Source organism: Myxococcus sp. MH1, assembly GCF_059738865.1.
The window spans coordinates 792,488-807,760 of the sequence record NZ_AP026947.1; the positions used below are offsets into that span (position 1 = coordinate 792,488).

Consider the following 15,273-nt stretch of genomic DNA (forward strand, 5'->3'; position numbering starts at 1 on the left):
GTTGCTCGCGGGAGGCGGCTCCCCGAGAATGCGCCCGTGATGAAGGGTGAGGTGGTTTCGGGCCGCTACCGACTCGAGCGGGAGCTGGGGCGTGGGGGGATGGCCACGGTCTTCCTGGCCGTGGACCTGCGCCTGTCCCGGCCCGTGGCGTTGAAGCGGATGCACCCCGGCAAGGACCCCGGGCGCGTGGAGCGCTTCCGACGCGAGGCGGAGCTGGCGGCCTCCCTGCGCCACCCCAACATCCTGGAGGTGCACGACTTCGGTGAGGACGCGGAAGGGCCGTTCCTCGTCTGTGAGTGGGTGCGGGGCGAGGACCTGCGCAGCCTCGCGGCGAGGCTCGGGCCGGTGCCGCCCGAGGCGGCGCTGGTGCTGGGCTGGGAGCTGGCGCGGGCCCTGTCCGCGGCGCACGCGAGCGGCGTCGTGCACCGCGACGTGAAGCCGGACAACGTGTTGGTGGCGGAGGGCGGGCCGCTGAAGCTGGCGGACTTCGGGCTGGCCGCGCTGGAGGACCAGGAGCGGCTGACGAGCACGGGCGCCGTGACGGGCTCGCTGGCGTACATGGCGCCCGAGCGCATCGACACGGGCGCGTTCACCCCGGCCTCGGATGTGTATGCCGTGGGGGTCATCCTGTTCGAGCTGGTCTCGGGCGGGACGCCGCACGCGGGCAAGGGCGCCGCGCACCTGGCGGCCTCGGTGATGACGCGGGATGCGCCGTCGTTGACGGAGGTGGTGCCGGGGACGCCCGAGTCCCTGTCGGCCCTGGTGTCGAGGTGTCTGGCGAGGGATGCCCGGAACCGGCCGACGGACGGCGGCGTGCTGGCGGCGGAGCTGGAGGCGCTGCTGCGGCAGGAGGTGGGGCCGCCCGCCGAGGTAGCTCGCGAGTTCTTGAGCAACCCCATGGCGGGTGCCATCCAGTGGCGGAAGTCTCGCTTCCAGCGATTGCTCGCGGAGGGGCGTACGCTGCTGGCGAAGGGCGAGGGTGCTCGCGCCGCGAAGGTGCTCAACGCCGCGTTGGCGTTGGAGCCTACGTCGTCCGAGGTGGTGGCCTTGCTGCGGGAGCGGCAGCGGCCCAGGAACTCGCGGGCGTGGTGGGCCGCGGGGTTCGTGCTCTGCGCGGCGACGGGGTTGGGTGGATGGACGTTGTCTCGCCATCGCGAGGCGTCGCGAGCCGAGGATGTGCTTTTGGTGCCAGGGGCCGGGGACTCGACGCTGTCCCCGGATGACGCGACACAGCTCCGTGAAGGTCCGTCGGGTGCACGCGCCGACGACGCGACGTCGCTCCGTGAAGGTCTTTCGGGTGCGCGGGCCGAGGACGCGACCTCGTCCCGGGATGGACAGGCAGGCGCAGAGGGCGAGGGCTCGACGCCGTCCCGAGGGGAAAGGGCGGGCGCACGAGCCTCGGACGTTGGAGAGGCAGGCGCGGGGAAGGCGTCGTGCGCGGAGGGAGGCTCCTCTTCGGAATGTCTGAAGGCGCTCGCGCGAGGGAGCGAGGACGCGGGGCGCGGAGCCGAGCCCCTCCTGGATGATGGGCTGGGAGGCGAGAGTGTCAGCGCGGCGCGCGAGGCTCTCGCCGAGCTGTCGCGGACGCAGGCGAAGAAGTCGATGGGTGCTCGGTCCACCGGAGGCCCTTCGGGGCGCGCTGGGAGCGCCTCCGTGCCTACGGCTCCGCGTCCGAGCACCGTGGGCGAGACGACCGCGGGGGCTTCGACGCAGCCGGAGCCGACCCCGGACACGGACGTCGCGGACGCTGGCGAATCGAATACACGGGGAGACGTGACGTCGGTAGCGCATGCCCCCGTGGGAGATTCAGTGAAGCCGGAGTCGATGGAGGGCTCCCCTGTCGTTCCCGTGACGGGTGACCCCGCGCCGACGGCGCGTTCGGACGCGAGTGCCGCCGCGCCCGCGAGCCCCGGGGTGCTGAAGCTGACGGCGCGCCCGTGGGCGGAGGTCTTCGTGAACGGAGAGAGCCGGGGGTACACGCCTCGGGTGCGCGAGGTCTCGTTGCCCGCGGGGACGCACCATCTGCGCTTCGCCAACTCGTTGTGTGACGAGGTGGAGATGCAGGTGTCGCTCGCGCCTGGGGAGACGGTGACGCGGGACGTGGTGTTGCCGTTGCGCAAGGCGGAGGTGCTCATCCTCGCGCCCGTGGGCTCGCGGCTCTTCGTGGACGGCCGGGAGGTGGGCGTGGCGCCGCTGGCGAGCGCGGTGAAGGTGGAGCATGGCCGCCACACCGTGACGGCGCGGCGCGCGGGTGCGCCCGTGTTGCAGCGTGAGGTGGACGCGGTGGCGGGACGGCAGCTCGAGGTCTCGATGGAGGGGCCGCCGTGATGATGGGGTTGGCCCTGGTGCTCGGGGTGCTCGCCGCGTCGCCGTTGGATGGCGCGCGGGAGGCCTACCAGTCCGGTGAGCTGTCCCGGGCGCGCGCGGAGCTGGAGTCATTGCTCTATCCATTGCGGCTCGATGGCGACGAGCTGGAGGCGCATGCGCACCTGCTGCTCGGGGCGACGTGGCATGCGCAGGAGGAGCTGGCGCGCGCCGAGGACGAGGTCGTGCGCGGGCTGGCCGCCCACGAGGGCGCGGCGTTGGACCCGCTGTTGTATCCGCCGGACTTCCTCGCCTTCGTGGAGCGCGCGAGGACCCAGCATGCCTCGCGCATCGCGGAGCTGCGGGCCGAGCGACGTCCTCGCCTGATGCCTCCGCCGACGCCCATCGCCACGCCGGTGCGCGAGGTCGCGACACGAGAGGCGCCTCCGACGATGTCCCGGGCCTGGTACCTGGCGCCGATGGGCGTGGGGCACTTCAAGCAGGGACGCTCGGGGATGGGCACGGCGCTGGCGGTGAGCCAGGGCCTGGGGCTCGCGATGGCGGGTGTGTCGCTGGGGACGTCGCTGTCGCTGCGGGGCCCGGATGGGCGCTACAGCGCGAAGGACGAGGGGACGGCGCGCACGCTGAACGTGACGTACCTGGTGGGCGCCTATGCCTTCGCGGCGGCGTATGCGTATGGTGTGTTCGACGGGCTGGTGCTGACGCCCGAGCCGCCCGCTCGCCCGGTGCCCTGAGGGACGGGCGGGATTTTCGTGCCGCGCCGCGCCCTTTTAGGGGAGGCAGGAGGACTGGAGACCGCCATGACGACCGACATCATCCGCGAGCGCCGCTTCAACCCCATCATCGCTGGTGTGTTGTCGTTCTTCTTCCCGGGGTTGGGGCAGCTCTACAAGGGGCAGCTCTTCCGGGCCATCCTGTGGTTCTGCTTCGTGGGCGCGGGGTACTGGTTCTTCGTGTTCCCCGGCATCGTGCTGCACTTCTTCTGCGTGCTGGGCGCCGCGTTCGGCAGTGCGGGGCAGGACCGGTTCCGGCTGTCGCGGTAGCGGCGCGCCGTGACGGAACGATGACCGCTCGCGGGACGTCCGCCCGCCAGCCGCGTCTCGCGTCCGTGTACCCAGGTGACTGTCCCTTCCAGCAAGGAGCAGCCGCATGGGTATGTCCGTCGGTGGTGGCCGGGGTGGCGTGAAGAGTGAGATCAACGTCACGCCCCTGGTCGACGTGGTGCTGGTCCTCCTCATCATCTTCATGGTGGTGACGCCGATGATGCAGCGAGGCCAGCAGGTGGCCCTTCCTCCGTCGCGACAGCCGGACGAAGAGAAGGCGACCCCGAGGGATCCGCTCATCCTCTCGATGACGTCGGACCGCCGTCTGTTCGTGGAGGCGGAGTCGTACGCGGACGAGAAGGCCTTCCAGGCGAGGCTCCAGGCCGCGATTCGAGCGGAGCCAGGCCGGGGGCTGTTGCTCAAGGCGGACCAGTCGCTCACCCACGGTGATGTGCTGAAGGTGATGCGACTGGCCCAGGGCGCCGGGGCGAAGCAGGTGGCGCTCGCGGTGGTGAAGCCCGGAGAGGGCGCTTCACCGTAGGCCCGTGTGTCGAGCGGCTACTCCAGCTCCAGCTCGACACCGCCTCCGAGGCGCAGCGCGAGGTTGAGCAGGGCGCCGGTGATGAGGCCGAGAACGAAGCCCGCGAGGCCGTAGAGGATGACGGCTCCCACCATCAGGAGGAGCCCGCCGCCCAGTCCCAGCTCGCCCAGGTGCAGGCCCTTGCCGAGGATGGCGTAGGTGCGAGACGAGCCGAGCAGCAGCACCGCCATGCTCGTCAGTGTTCCCACGGTGACGCCAATCAACGCATAGAAAGCACCCAGACACTTGCCGAGCGAGATGGCGCCGACACCGCGAATCACTGTCATTCCAAGTCCTCCCCCTCCGCCAGGACTGGCGGCACTTCGCTCCCCTCTAAGGGGCCGAGGACCTGGACGAAAATGAAGCTGCCGCGGAGGTGCTACCTTCGTCATGGCGACCCAGCGAGCGAGCCGGCATAGTGGCCTTTCGCTGTAGAACATGATCTTGGTGGGTTCCATGAGATGGGCAGTGCTGGTGGTGACGCTGGCGTCGGCCAGCATCGGTTGTTCCCACACTCGGCAACTGGAGCGGCAAGTCCACGTCATTTCCGAGGACGCTAACGGTGTCGGCGTTGACCACGGGAGTGGAACTGGCGGTTCGGGTGTGGAGGCGTACTGCAACGAACTGCAAAGGCAGTGCTTCCAAAAGTGCTGGGATCGCAAGCCAAGTATTTCAAGCATCAAGAAGGGCTCTGCGATGCACCATCATCACTGTACCCAGATATGCCGCGAAGAGTTCATGAGGTGCATCGAGAAGCAGGAGGAGGCAGAGCGGCAGGATTCTTCGCAGAAGGAGAAGCTTCAGCTTCACTTCCCCACGATGGATGTCGCGCTCGTCTGGCTCAGGGAGCACAAGTCCGAGGTGGCGATTGGAACCGTGGTCATCATCGCGGGCGTGGTTGCCGCGCCCTACGTCATTACCATCGCAGCGGGCGGCGCGCTGGTTCTGGCCCCGTTGTGAGCAAGTGACCTATGTCCCGTGACGATATGGCGAACACCCTCGGTCTCGATTTGGACAGCATGCTGCTGGCGCTGAACCCCTTTATCGACAGTCAGGAGGAGGGCTCGAAGGAGCAGGAAGCTCTCAAGCTTGCCCAGGCTGCCCTCCTCTACATTCGAGACAGTGCGAAGGAGGCTGAGTTCGCCAGGTACTACGCGCAGTTCTCCGAGACCTCCTTCACGGTCGAGGTCTCACAGGACTTTGAGTCGAGAGAGGAGGCGGACCAGTGGCTCGCCAGCGGGAAGGCCCGGGACTCCGAGCGGGTGAGAATCGCTGGCAAGGGCTTCATGGTCGTCCAGGCGCAAGGACGGTTGTTGTTCATGGCCGCGCCTCTTCCAGAAGAACTGAAGGCGGGTGAATCCGAGTAGGAACCCGGTCCGCCTCAGGGCATCCCGCCGTCAGTCGGACTCCTCCTCGTCGAACAGGCCGGTCGGCAGGCCGTCGATGCTGTGAGCGTTCTTCTTGCGCCGGTACTCCGTCAGCCCTTCCTCTCCCTTGCTCTCCGCCCAGCGCGTGAGCGTGGGCCTGTCCGCGGTGAACTCGTACAGGGGCACGCTGTAGCCACAGGACTTCTGCACGAGGTCGATGTCGAGCTTCACCATCTGCCGCGCCCCCAGCGGCTCCACGCCGCCGAACTCGTGGGCCAAGAGCCGCGTGTACTCGGCGCTGCCCCGACGCAGCACCTGTCCCCGCCCATAGAGGCGCAGAATCATCGGCGGCCCCTCGAAGGCGCAGAACATGAGCGTGAGTCGCCCGTCGGCGCGCAGGTGCGCGGCCGTCTCGTTCCCGCTGCCGGTGAGGTCCAGGTAGACGACCTCGTTGGGCCCGAGCACGCGCAGCGAGTCGAGCCCCTTGGGGGACAGGTTCACCCGTCCCGTGCTGGCGGCGGAGGCCGTGAAGAACATCCGCTGGCGCAGGATGAAGTCGCGGTGGAGGGGCTCGAGGTGCGGATACTGGGTGGCCATGAGGAGTCCCGAGGGCAGGCGCGTCGAAGGCGTGGAGGACAGCGGACACTCAGCGCTTCCCAGGAGTCTCGGGGCGCACATCCATGCATAGTGTCACGAACATGTGGCGTGGCTTGTGGGCTCAGTGGGCGCGGATGTCGGACCGGAACGTGGCGGTGACGCGGCTCTTCGGGATGCTGCTGCTCCTGGCGGTGTGCTGCCTGGGCTTCATCGCGCTCTCGGACGAGGTGACGGAGGGCGAGACGCAGGACTTCGACGAGCGCGTGCTGCGCCTGCTGCGCAGCCCCCAGGACCCGTCCCTTCCCCGAGGCCCCTGGTGGCTGCGGCTCACCGCGGAGGACGTGACGTCGCTCGGCGGCGCGCCGGTGCTCTTCCTGGTGACGCTCGCGGTGTGCGGCTTCCTGCTCCTGGTGCGTCGCTACCGGACGTTGCTGCTGGTGCTCGTGGCCACCGTGGGCGGCACGCTGCTCAACGGCCTGCTCAAGCAGTTCTTCTCTCGCCCCCGTCCCTCCGTGGTCCCGCACCTCAAGGAGGTGATGACGACCAGCTTCCCGAGCGGCCACGCGATGCTGTCCGCCATCGTCTACCTCACCCTCGGCGCGCTCCTGGCGCAGCTCACCGAGCGCCGACGCCTCAAGGCGTACATCCTCACCGTGTCGCTCCTGCTCCCGGTGCTCGTGGGCCTGACGCGCGTGTACCTGGGCGTGCACTACCCCACGGACGTGTTGGGCGGCTGGGTGGCGGGGCTCGCGTGGGCGCTGCTCACCGCGCTCTCCGCGCGGGGCCTGCGCCGTCGCAGCCCGGCCCTGCGTGAAGAGGCCCGGCGTCAGGTGGAGTGAACGCCGCCCTCGTCCACCAGGGCCGCTTGGTCGCCCGGTCGCCGACTTCCGGACCCTCTCAGCGGCTGAGAGCAAACGACCCCCGTCTGCGCGCCCACGAAAAAGCCCCCATGGGCCTCCCGCTGGGCGAAAGTCGCGCTCCCGTGCGCCGTCCATCCCGCTGCCCTCCGAGTCGTCCGCTCCCACCTCGCGCGAGGTGCGCGGCATGAGCGTGTGGCGCTGGCTGGGCCGGTGGCTTCCCTTCGCTCGCGGCGAGCACGTCCCCATCTTCTACGACGAGGACTACCGCCTCCCGCTCACCGGCATCGAGACCACCGTCGGCGTCGAGCCTCGCGGCGTGGACTTCACCACGTGGTATCTCCTCGAGAAGCACGTCGTCCGCCCCGAGGACGTCTACCACCCCAGGCAGGTCAGCTACGCGGAGCTGTCCCGCGTCCACGACGCCGCCTACCTGGAGTCCCTCGGCCAGCCGGAGACACTCGCTCGCATCTACGCGGTGGACCCGTCCGAGGTCCCCGTCGACACGCTCCTCTCCAACGTGCGCCTCGTCTGCGGCGGGACCCTGGGTGCCGCCCGGCTCGCGTTCGGCCGCAGAGGCCCCGTGGTCAACATGGCCGGCGGCTTCCACCACGCCGCCCCGGGACGCGGTGGCGGCTTCTGCGCCGTCAACGACATCGCCGTGGCGCTCGCCGCCCTCCAGGCCGATGGCTACGAAGGACAGACGGTCGTCCTCGACCTGGACGCCCACCCACCCGACGGCACCGCCGAGTGTCTCGCCGGCCACCCCAAGGTGTGGATCGGCTCCCTGTCCGGCAGCGACTGGGGCGCGCTGCCCGAAGGCGTCGACGAGACGCGCGTCCCCGAGGGCGTCACCGACGAGCAGTACCTCGCCCTCCTGGACGCGATGCTCGAGCGCATGCCCAAGCCTCGCCTCGCCTTCGTCATCGCGGGCTGCGACGTGCTCGCCGGAGACCGCTTCGGCCGCGTGGGCCTCACCGTGAAGGGCGCGCGGCGCAGGGACGAACTGCTCGCCCGGGCGCTGCGCGGCGTGCCCAGCGTGTGGCTCCCCGGCGGCGGCTACCACGCCGAGTCGTGGAAGGTCTTCGCCGGCACGGTGCTCGTGCTGTCCGGCATGGCGGGCCGTCGCATCAAGGCGCGCTATGACCCGATGAGCGCCCGCTACCGGCGCATCTCGCGGATGCTGTCCCAGGAAGGCGCGCCGCTCGATGAGCCGCTGACGCTCGAGGACCTGGAGGGCTCGCTGGGCCTGGGCGGCGCCGTGCAGCCGCGCGTGCTCGGCTTCTACACGGCGCAGTCGCTCGAGTACGCGCTGTTCCGCTACGGCCTGCTGTGGCAGGTGGAGCGCCTGGGCTACAGCCGCCCCCGCGTGGAGGTCAGCTCCACCGGCGCCGGAGACCGCATCAAGGTCCTGGGCCGCGCGGGCGGCGAGGAGCACCTGCTGGTGGACGTCGTCGTGGAGAAGCGCTCCATCACCGGCGCGCCGTACTTCTTCGTCAACTGGCTGAGCCTGCGCCACCCCCGCGCGCGCTTCAGCGAGCGGCGTCCCCAGCTCCCCGGCCAGGACGTGCCCGGCCTGGGGCTCGCGCGCGAGGCCACGGAGATGTTCGTGCTCATGGCCAGGCGCCTGGGGCTCGCGGGCGTGGCCTTCCGCCCCATGTGGTACCACCTGGCCGTCGTGGCCCGCGCGCGCTTCCGCTTCGCCGACCCCGCGCGCCAGGGGCGCTTCGAGGCGATGATGCGCGACCTCGCGTCCATGCCGCTCCTGGAGGCCACGCGCGCGATGGCCGAGGGCCGCGTGATGCTCGACGGCGAGCCCTACCGCTGGGAGGCCGACGACATGGTGCTGCCGCTCGAGCCCATCCCCGTCGACACCGACGCCATCACCGCCGAGCGCGAGCGCCACCACTTCACCGTGGCGCCCCGGCTCGGCTGAGCCCCCGCGCCCCCGCGCGGACATGGTAGGCAGTGGGCGTGGACCTGGACGCGCTCCGCCGTGAGCAGCACAAACGCCGCCTCTCCTGGATGCCGTGGCTCTACTTCGTCCTCAAGCCCCGCCACCGGGGCTGGGCGGAGGCGTGGCAGCAGGAGGTCCAGGCGCTCCTGATGGAGCTGGAGACCGTCACCATCGCCGAGGGCTGCTTCGTCGCCCCCGAGGCCCGCATCTTCGCCGAGCCCGGTCGCACCGTCGCCCTGGGCCCCGGCTGCAGCATCGCCGCGGAGGCCTTCGTCCACGGGCCCGTCACCCTCGGTCCGCGCGTGAGCCTCAACGCCCGCGTGAGCCTGGATGGTGGCGCGGCCGGCATCCGCGTGGGCGAGGGCACCCGCATCGCCAGCGGCGCCACCCTCTACGCCTTCGACCACGGCCTCGCCCCGGACCGTCCCGTGCGTGACCAGCCCGTCACGTCCCGGGGTATCAACGTGGGCGCGGATGTATGGATAGGTGCCAACGCGGGCGTGACGGATGGCGTCACGATTGGCGACCACGCGGTGGTGGGCATGGGGGCCGTCGTCACTCGCGACGTGCCGCCCTGGGCCATCGTCGGAGGGGTGCCCGCCCGCGTGCTCGGCGACCGCCGCGAGCGCCCCCGCTCGGGGATGCCGGGCGGGTGGGAGCCAGGCGACCAGGGGTGAACCTTCTCCGCCTTCATTGACTTCCCGACATTCGCCGCCCCTATGCTGGAGGGGAGGTCGCCACCGGGAGGGGCACAGGGTCTGGAGCGGTTTTCACCCGACCCCCCGACGCGGGCGCAGGAGGCCGAAGTGGCAGACGAGCGGCGGGACGAGGGGCGCGTCGAGGCCCTGGCACAGGTTCCCGAGGCGAGCACGAGCGGCCTGACCGCGCGGCCCGCGTCCACGGATGGAGGGGCCGCGGTGGCGCGGCGGCTCCAGTCCCTGGATGGGCTGCTCAGCGAGGTGGTCTTCCAGCTCGACGCCCAGGGGCGTGTCACGTACCTGGGGCCCGGGTGGGAGAAGCTCACCGGGACGCTGGGTGTGGTGTCGCAGGGACATCCGCTGACGGACGTGGTGCATGGGCTGGACCGCGAGAGCGCGCGTCACCTGCTGGAGTCGGTGGCCACGCAGCAGGTGGCGGACGCCCGGCAGGAGCTGCGCCTGTTCGTCGGCGGCGAGTCGCGCTGGGTGGTCCTCACGGCGCGCGGCGTGCCGGGGCAGCCCGGTGAGGTGGTGGGCACGCTGCTGGACATCGACTCGCGTCGGCGCGCCGAGGAGGCCGTCGCCACGCGCGAGCGCTACCTGGAGACGATGGTGGAGGTGCAGCGGCGGATGATGCCGCACCAGGACCCTCGGGACTTGTACACGTCCGTCGTCGAGCCCCTGGGGCGCGTGTCCGCCGCCTCCCGCGTCTACGTCTTCGAGATGCACCGCGCGCAGAACGGGGCGCTGCTCGCCTCGCAGCGCGCCGAGTGGTGCGAGCCGGGCATTCCTCCCAACCTGGAGGACCCGAACATGCACGGGCTGCCGCTCCTGGAGGCGCTGTGGCCCGAGCAGGCCGCGGACCTGATGCGCGGCGAGCCGGTGCAGGGCTTGCCCCAGGACTTCACCGAGGTGCTCACGCCCATGCTGGAGGCGCAGGGCGTGCGCTCGGTGCTGCTGTTGCCGCTGCACGTGCACGGACAGCTCTTCGGCGTCATCGGCTTCGACAACTGCCGGGAGGCGCGGCCCTGGGGGCCCATCGAGGTCAATCTCCTGTCGGGCGCGGCGGGCACGCTGTCGCTCGCGCTGGAGCAGCGCAACGACAAGGCCCTGCGCGTGCGCACGGAGACGACGCTGCGGCGCACCGAGGCGGGCGTGCACCTGCTGCTCGAGTCCTTCCCGGACCCGGTGATGGTGCACGTGGGGGACGGGGTGTTGCTGTCCGTCAACCCCGCGCTGGTGCAGTACCTGGGCTATCGGGACGCGTCGGAGCTGCTCGGGCGGCACGTGCTGGAGCTGGTGCGCGAGGAGGACCGGAGCGCGGCGCAGCTCTACCTGGGGCAGGCGCTGGAGGGGAAGGGCGCGGCGCGCGCGGTGGAGGTGCCGCTGGTGCGCCGCGACGGCGAGACGGTGGTGGCGGACCTGGTGACGCTGGCCGTGGTGTTCGACGGGACGCCCGCGTGGGTGACCATCGCGCGGGACTTCACCGAGCGGAAGCGCTCGCAGGCGCAGCTGATGCTCGCCGACCGCATGGCGTCCATGGGGTTGCTCGCGGCGGGCATCGCGCACGAGCTGAACAACCCGCTCGCGTATGTGTTGTCCAACCTGGACTTCCTGCACGCCACGGTGGGCCCGCGCGCGCGGCCGCTGACGCCGGACGACCTGGTGGAGTGTCGCCAGGTGCTGGACGACGCGCGCGAGGGCGCCGAGCGGATGCGGCAGATTGTCCGCCAGCTGCGGGTGTTCTCGCGGGTGGACGACACGCGCGAGGAGCCGGTGGACGTGCACCGGGTGCTCGACTCGGTGGCGCAGATGGCGGCCAGCGAGGTGCGGCCCCGCGCTCGACTGGTGAAGAGCTACGGCGAGGTGCCGCCGGTGCGCGGCAACGAGGGCAAGCTGTTCCAGGTGTTCCTCAACCTGGTCATCAACGCCGCGCACGCGATTGAAGAGGGCCAGTCGGAGACGAACGAGATTCGCATCACCACGCGGCCGGACGACGGCGCGCGCGTGCTGGTGGAGGTGAGGGACACCGGCGGCGGCATCCCCCCGGAGCACCTGCGCCGCATCTTCGACCCGTTCTTCACGACGAAGTCCGCGGGCATCGGCACCGGCCTGGGCCTGTCCATCTGCGACACCATCGTCACCGCGCTCGGCGGACACATCTCCGTCGAGTCGTCCGTGGGCGTGGGCACCACCTTCCGCGTGGCCCTGCACGCCGCGCCCCCGGGCATCTCCGACGCCCACCGGGGGCTGTGACGCGCTGTCCGGTGACACGCCACCGGGTGTGGCGTGTCGTCGAGACCTGAGCAGGCCTGTCCGGTGAGTCGTCACCTCGCGCGGCGAGTCGTCGAGACCTGAGCAAGCCTGTCCGGTGATTCTTCACCTCGCGCGGCGTGCCGACACGGCTTGAGCAAGCCCGTCCGGTGAGTCGCCACCTCGCGCGGCGAATCGTCGAGACCTGAGCAAGCCTGCCCGGTGATTCGTCACCTCGCGCGCTGTCGTTGGACGGAGCCTGCGCAATCCTGCGCGGTGAGACACAGCTCGCGTGGCGCAGGAGTCGAGTCATCCTTCTGGGGGGGCGTCGCCTCACCCGATGTTCGGTGGGACAGCGCGCTCCATGACACGGGCGCGCTCGCGTCATGACTCGCGCTCGCGTCATGACTCGCGGTCGCGGGTGGCTCGACATGCAACCGTGACACCACCAGGGCTGTCGACGTGCTCGTTTTCGGCACGCGCATGCGGTTCCCCTCCACGGCGCAACTGTTTCCGCGCGCGACGCGAATCCGACGGGTCCGCCCCTTTGATTCGTTGCCCGCACTCTTGCGTGGCGTATCCCCTCGAGGTCTCCCGATGCCTTTGTTCCTCCGCTCGTCCTGGGTGCTCTCCGTCACATGGGGTCTGCTTCTCTGCGCATCCCCAGGCTGCCGCGACAAGTCAGACCCCCCACCCGATGCCGGCTCGCCCGTGGATTCGGGCACCCCCGACGCCGGGTCGCCACCCTGGGATGGCACGTACACCGTGCTCGAGGAGCTCGGCGACGGCACGGGAGACCCGGGGGCGCTCGCGCCCTGCGACGTCGTCCCCCAGGTGGGTGAGAGTCCCGCGGGGGGATGCCTGGACCCGTCCGTCTTCGACCTGTCCGCCTGCGACACCTCGACGCTCGCGAATGTCCCGGCGGACGGCATCTTCCACACGCGACTGCGACGGGAGACCGCGCAGCCGGACGGCGGCCTGGTGGGCTCGTACTACACCGTGACGATGGACCTGGTCGGCGACGGCGGCCCCAGCAAGTTCTACTACGCGCCCGTCACCCATGAAGTGCGCGAGGCGAACCGTCTGCTCCTCGGCATCCACACCGTGGGCCGCGACGGAGGCAGCACCACCACCGTGCTGGCCGGCTGCGAGGCGCCGGACCACCGCTCCTTCACGGGCTGCTTCGCCCGGTGCACCAACGGCCGGGTGACCCAGCGGGCCACCGCGCACGCCGACCGCATGCTGTGGCGTGAGGGCGAGGAGGAGTCCTCCGGTGGCCTCTCGCTCGTGTCGGAGACGTACGTCGCGCAGGGCACCCCGCTGGACATCTACGTCGCGAAGAACCACGCCTATGTCGTCTCCGCCAACGCGTATCTGCGCCCCGGCAAGCCCGGCGGCATCACCGTCTTCGACGTGACGGACCGGAGCCACCCGGTCCTGAAGAAGGTCATCAGCCTGCCGGACGACCAGCTCTGGAACAGTGTGTGGGTGAAGGGGGACGCGCTGTACGTCGCGAGCCAGGACACCGGCATCGTGGTCTTCGACATCTCCGACCCCGCGGACCCGAAGCTCGTGCGCCGCGTGCCCTCCAGCGCGCCCTACGCCGTGCACACCGTGCTGGTGGACGGAGACCGGCTCTACGGCATGGGCCTGTGGCCCTCCAGCAACACGCTGGTGTTCGACGTGTCGTCGCCGCTCGAGCCCGTGCTGCTCCAGCGGCTCGCGTTCCCCCTGGCCGGGGCCTACGACGGCGCCCATGACGCCTTCGCCTATCAGGGCCGGCTCTACATCAGCCACTTCGAGGGCGGCCTCAAGGTGGTCGACGTCGCGAACCCGGACGCCATGCCGCTGCTCGGGACGTACACGTACCCGAACACCACCGCGCACCACAACGCGGTGGGCACCTTCGCCGGCCGCACCCTCGTCTTCGAGGGCGGAGAGAACCACGGCGCGCACCTGCGCGTGCTGGACGCGACCGACCCGGCGAACATCGTGAAGATTGGCGAGTTCCGGCTGCGCCCCACCACGTCCATCCACAACATGCTCCTGGTGGGCTCACGCCTGTATGTCGCGTGGTACCAGGAGGGCGTGCGGGTGCTGGACGTGTCCAACCCCACCAAGCCCCGGCAGATCGCCTACTACAACACGCACCGCGAGACGGACCCGGAGCGGACCGATGACGTCTTCGAGGGCGCCATCGGCATCCGCATTCCGGGAGACGGCTACGTGTACGTCGTCGACACGTCACGCGGCCTGCTCATCATGAACGAGCTGGCGGGCCCCTAACTGCAGATGCCCAGGGGCTGTGAGCCCTCCACGCCGAGCAGCGGTATCTTGTGGGTGATGCCCGCCCACTGCGCGATGGTGATCCACCAGGTCTTCTTGAAGAAGAGCACGCGCACCTTCGCGTAGGCCTTGAGGGTGCCGGACAGCGCGTTGAGGTCCAGGTCCGTGCGCAGCTTCCAGTCGAGCGAGCACACGGGCCAGAACACCTCGCCGGAGGCGGGGAGCGTGGCGTTGATGAGCGCCAGGCTCCCCTCCACGCCGATGGCCACGACGATGACGTCCACCGACGCGGACGCGGTGACGTTGGACCAGCCCCCCGGCGTCGCCGACAGCCTGGCCACCGTGGGGCCCACCAGCCCGTGCACCGTCAGCTTCACGCCGCCGGACAGCGAGCCCTTCACCGTGACGGGCACCGGCCCAATCATGAACGTCTTGGACGCGGAGAAGAACGTGCGGCTCCAGTTGATGGGCGGCGGCGCGTACGTGGCGTACAGCGGCGTGGACCAGACCTCCTGACCCACCACGTACAGCGCGGCGGTGCCGCTGTTGTCGCCCCCGTTCTGCCCCACCACCTGCGCGCGGCCGCGCACCAGGTCGTGCTCCGAGGAGAACACCTGGGCGAACAGCTTGCCCTCGGCCACGGCCACGACCTTCTTGTCCGCGTTGACCGTCGCCGTCTCCGCCGTCAGCACGGCGTTGAGGTGATAGCCCGCGCCGAACAGGCTGTTGCCGAAGCGCTCCGTGCGCACGTAGGACTTGTTGAACGTCTGAGACGGATTGGTCCACGGCATGATCTCCGTGGGCGGTGGCACCATCGGCGTGAAGGCCTCCGGAATCGTGGCCTGCTGGATGTCGATGTTGTGCGTGAAGTCCGTGGCGTCGTACTGGAGCTGGCCTCCCGTGCGGTTCGCCTCGTCCTGGAGGATGGCGTACTCCTGCGTGACGCTGTAGCTCGCGGCCGGCGAGAAGGGCGCCACCTGCGACTCCCAGGGCACCTTGTCATTCAACGTGTAGCCCGGCGCATACGTGACGAAGGGGTACTTCGAGGGCTGGACGACGTACGGCGTGGAGTCGACATAGCTCTGCGCCGCGACGAGCCCTGGAACGACGACCAGCATCAGCGCGAGCGCGCGCGATACCGCCTTGTTCATGGGACCTCCCGAGGGGTGGATGGAGAGGTCTATTTACTCCGAGTGAAGTCGAGGATGTGATTGAAAGCGGCGGTCTCATCCCGGAGTGAGGCGTTGTGTCTGCCTTCTCACGCTCGTCAGGGTTGAGGTGTGATGAGGGGGTACCCATTCACCGTGGAA

The 15,273-nt window shown here is 70.2% G+C and carries 14 protein-coding genes; 11 read left to right on the forward strand and 3 right to left on the reverse strand.

Annotated features, from left to right (window positions below; all coding sequences use genetic code 11):
• Positions 1-39: 39 nt before the first annotated feature.
• The 4 genes from AC6JA9_RS03285 (at position 40) to AC6JA9_RS03300 (ending at position 3,909) form a co-directional block, all read left to right on the forward strand.
• Positions 40-2,328 carry a serine/threonine-protein kinase gene (locus AC6JA9_RS03285; RefSeq protein ID WP_497959067.1) on the forward strand — a complete coding sequence of 763 codons (2,289 nt, stop codon included), beginning with the start codon at positions 40-42 and terminating at the stop codon, positions 2,326-2,328.
• Positions 2,328-3,059: a hypothetical protein gene (locus tag AC6JA9_RS03290; RefSeq protein WP_426748316.1), complete on the forward strand. Its 732-nt coding sequence runs from the start codon at positions 2,328-2,330 to the stop codon at positions 3,057-3,059. Before AC6JA9_RS03285 ends, AC6JA9_RS03290 begins: the two co-directional genes overlap by 1 nt.
• Before the next feature lie 66 nt (positions 3,060-3,125).
• Positions 3,126-3,368, forward strand: a complete 243-nt coding sequence (locus AC6JA9_RS03295) for a hypothetical protein (RefSeq protein WP_046710746.1) — start codon at positions 3,126-3,128, stop codon at positions 3,366-3,368.
• 106 nt (positions 3,369-3,474) lie between these two features.
• Positions 3,475-3,909, forward strand: coding sequence for a biopolymer transporter ExbD (locus tag AC6JA9_RS03300; protein ID WP_223749874.1), 435 nt, complete (start codon positions 3,475-3,477; stop codon positions 3,907-3,909).
• Between the two features lie 17 nt (positions 3,910-3,926).
• Here AC6JA9_RS03300 and AC6JA9_RS03305 read toward each other — a convergent pair whose 3' ends face one another.
• Positions 3,927-4,235: a hypothetical protein gene (locus tag AC6JA9_RS03305; protein WP_497959068.1), complete on the reverse strand. Its 309-nt coding sequence runs from the start codon at positions 4,233-4,235 to the stop codon at positions 3,927-3,929.
• Between the two features lie 181 nt (positions 4,236-4,416).
• Here AC6JA9_RS03305 and AC6JA9_RS03310 point away from each other — a divergent pair, with 181 nt between their 5' ends.
• Positions 4,417-4,908 carry a hypothetical protein gene (locus AC6JA9_RS03310; RefSeq protein ID WP_497959069.1) on the forward strand — a complete coding sequence of 164 codons (492 nt, stop codon included), beginning with the start codon at positions 4,417-4,419 and terminating at the stop codon, positions 4,906-4,908.
• Between the two features lie 59 nt (positions 4,909-4,967).
• Positions 4,968-5,315 (forward strand): hypothetical protein, encoded by a 348-nt coding sequence (locus tag AC6JA9_RS03315; protein WP_497959070.1) that lies wholly within the window; start codon positions 4,968-4,970, stop codon positions 5,313-5,315.
• Positions 5,316-5,345: 30 nt separating this feature from the next.
• Here the strand turns inward: AC6JA9_RS03315 and AC6JA9_RS03320 are convergent, their stop codons facing one another.
• The gene (locus AC6JA9_RS03320; protein WP_267698289.1) at positions 5,346-5,912 is read right to left on the reverse strand and encodes a pyridoxamine 5'-phosphate oxidase family protein; all 567 of its coding nucleotides are present in this window, start codon (positions 5,910-5,912) and stop codon (positions 5,346-5,348) included.
• 134 nt (positions 5,913-6,046) lie between these two features.
• On the opposite strand from AC6JA9_RS03320, the gene AC6JA9_RS03325 reads away from it, so the two are divergent.
• The 5 genes from AC6JA9_RS03325 (at position 6,047) to AC6JA9_RS03345 (ending at position 13,963) form a co-directional block, all read left to right on the forward strand.
• Positions 6,047-6,751: a phosphatase PAP2 family protein gene (locus AC6JA9_RS03325; RefSeq protein ID WP_223749879.1), complete on the forward strand. Its 705-nt coding sequence runs from the start codon at positions 6,047-6,049 to the stop codon at positions 6,749-6,751.
• 205 nt (positions 6,752-6,956) lie between these two features.
• Entirely contained in the window at positions 6,957-8,705 is a 1,749-nt protein-coding gene (locus tag AC6JA9_RS03330; RefSeq protein ID WP_497959071.1) for a histone deacetylase family protein, read from the forward strand.
• Between the two features lie 38 nt (positions 8,706-8,743).
• Complete coding sequence (locus tag AC6JA9_RS03335; RefSeq protein ID WP_046710754.1) at positions 8,744-9,403, forward strand: acyltransferase; 660 nt, start codon at positions 8,744-8,746, stop codon at positions 9,401-9,403.
• Positions 9,404-9,643: 240 nt separating this feature from the next.
• The gene (locus tag AC6JA9_RS03340) at positions 9,644-11,680 is read left to right on the forward strand and encodes an ATP-binding protein (RefSeq protein WP_426736479.1); all 2,037 of its coding nucleotides are present in this window, start codon (positions 9,644-9,646) and stop codon (positions 11,678-11,680) included.
• Positions 11,681-12,388: 708 nt separating this feature from the next.
• Positions 12,389-13,963, forward strand: a complete 1,575-nt coding sequence (locus AC6JA9_RS03345; RefSeq protein WP_324289131.1) for an LVIVD repeat-containing protein — start codon at positions 12,389-12,391, stop codon at positions 13,961-13,963.
• Here AC6JA9_RS03345 and AC6JA9_RS03350 read toward each other — a convergent pair.
• Positions 13,960-15,114 carry a hypothetical protein gene (locus AC6JA9_RS03350; protein WP_141327915.1) on the reverse strand — a complete coding sequence of 385 codons (1,155 nt, stop codon included), beginning with the start codon at positions 15,112-15,114 and terminating at the stop codon, positions 13,960-13,962. The two genes, AC6JA9_RS03345 and AC6JA9_RS03350, sit on opposite strands and share 4 nt — an antisense overlap.
• Positions 15,115-15,273 lie beyond the last annotated feature (159 nt).

Bases quoted from the DNA above. Each gene is read 5' to 3' on its own strand.
- AC6JA9_RS03320 (WP_267698289.1), bottom strand. From the start codon at position 5,912: ATGGCCACCCAGTATCCGCACCTCGAGCCCCTCCACCGCGACTTCATC.
- AC6JA9_RS03325 (WP_223749879.1), top strand. From the start codon at position 6,047: ATGTCGGACCGGAACGTGGCGGTGACGCGGCTCTTCGGGATGCTGCTG.
- AC6JA9_RS03295 (WP_046710746.1), top strand. From the start codon at position 3,126: ATGACGACCGACATCATCCGCGAGCGCCGCTTCAACCCCATCATCGCT.
- AC6JA9_RS03350 (WP_141327915.1), bottom strand. From the start codon at position 15,114: ATGAACAAGGCGGTATCGCGCGCGCTCGCGCTGATGCTGGTCGTCGTT.
- AC6JA9_RS03315 (WP_497959070.1), top strand. From the start codon at position 4,968: ATGCTGCTGGCGCTGAACCCCTTTATCGACAGTCAGGAGGAGGGCTCG.
- AC6JA9_RS03290 (WP_426748316.1), top strand. From the start codon at position 2,328: ATGATGGGGTTGGCCCTGGTGCTCGGGGTGCTCGCCGCGTCGCCGTTG.
- AC6JA9_RS03285 (WP_497959067.1), top strand. From the start codon at position 40: ATGAAGGGTGAGGTGGTTTCGGGCCGCTACCGACTCGAGCGGGAGCTG.
- AC6JA9_RS03330 (WP_497959071.1), top strand. From the start codon at position 6,957: ATGAGCGTGTGGCGCTGGCTGGGCCGGTGGCTTCCCTTCGCTCGCGGC.
- AC6JA9_RS03300 (WP_223749874.1), top strand. From the start codon at position 3,475: ATGGGTATGTCCGTCGGTGGTGGCCGGGGTGGCGTGAAGAGTGAGATC.
- AC6JA9_RS03305 (WP_497959068.1), bottom strand. From the start codon at position 4,235: ATGACAGTGATTCGCGGTGTCGGCGCCATCTCGCTCGGCAAGTGTCTG.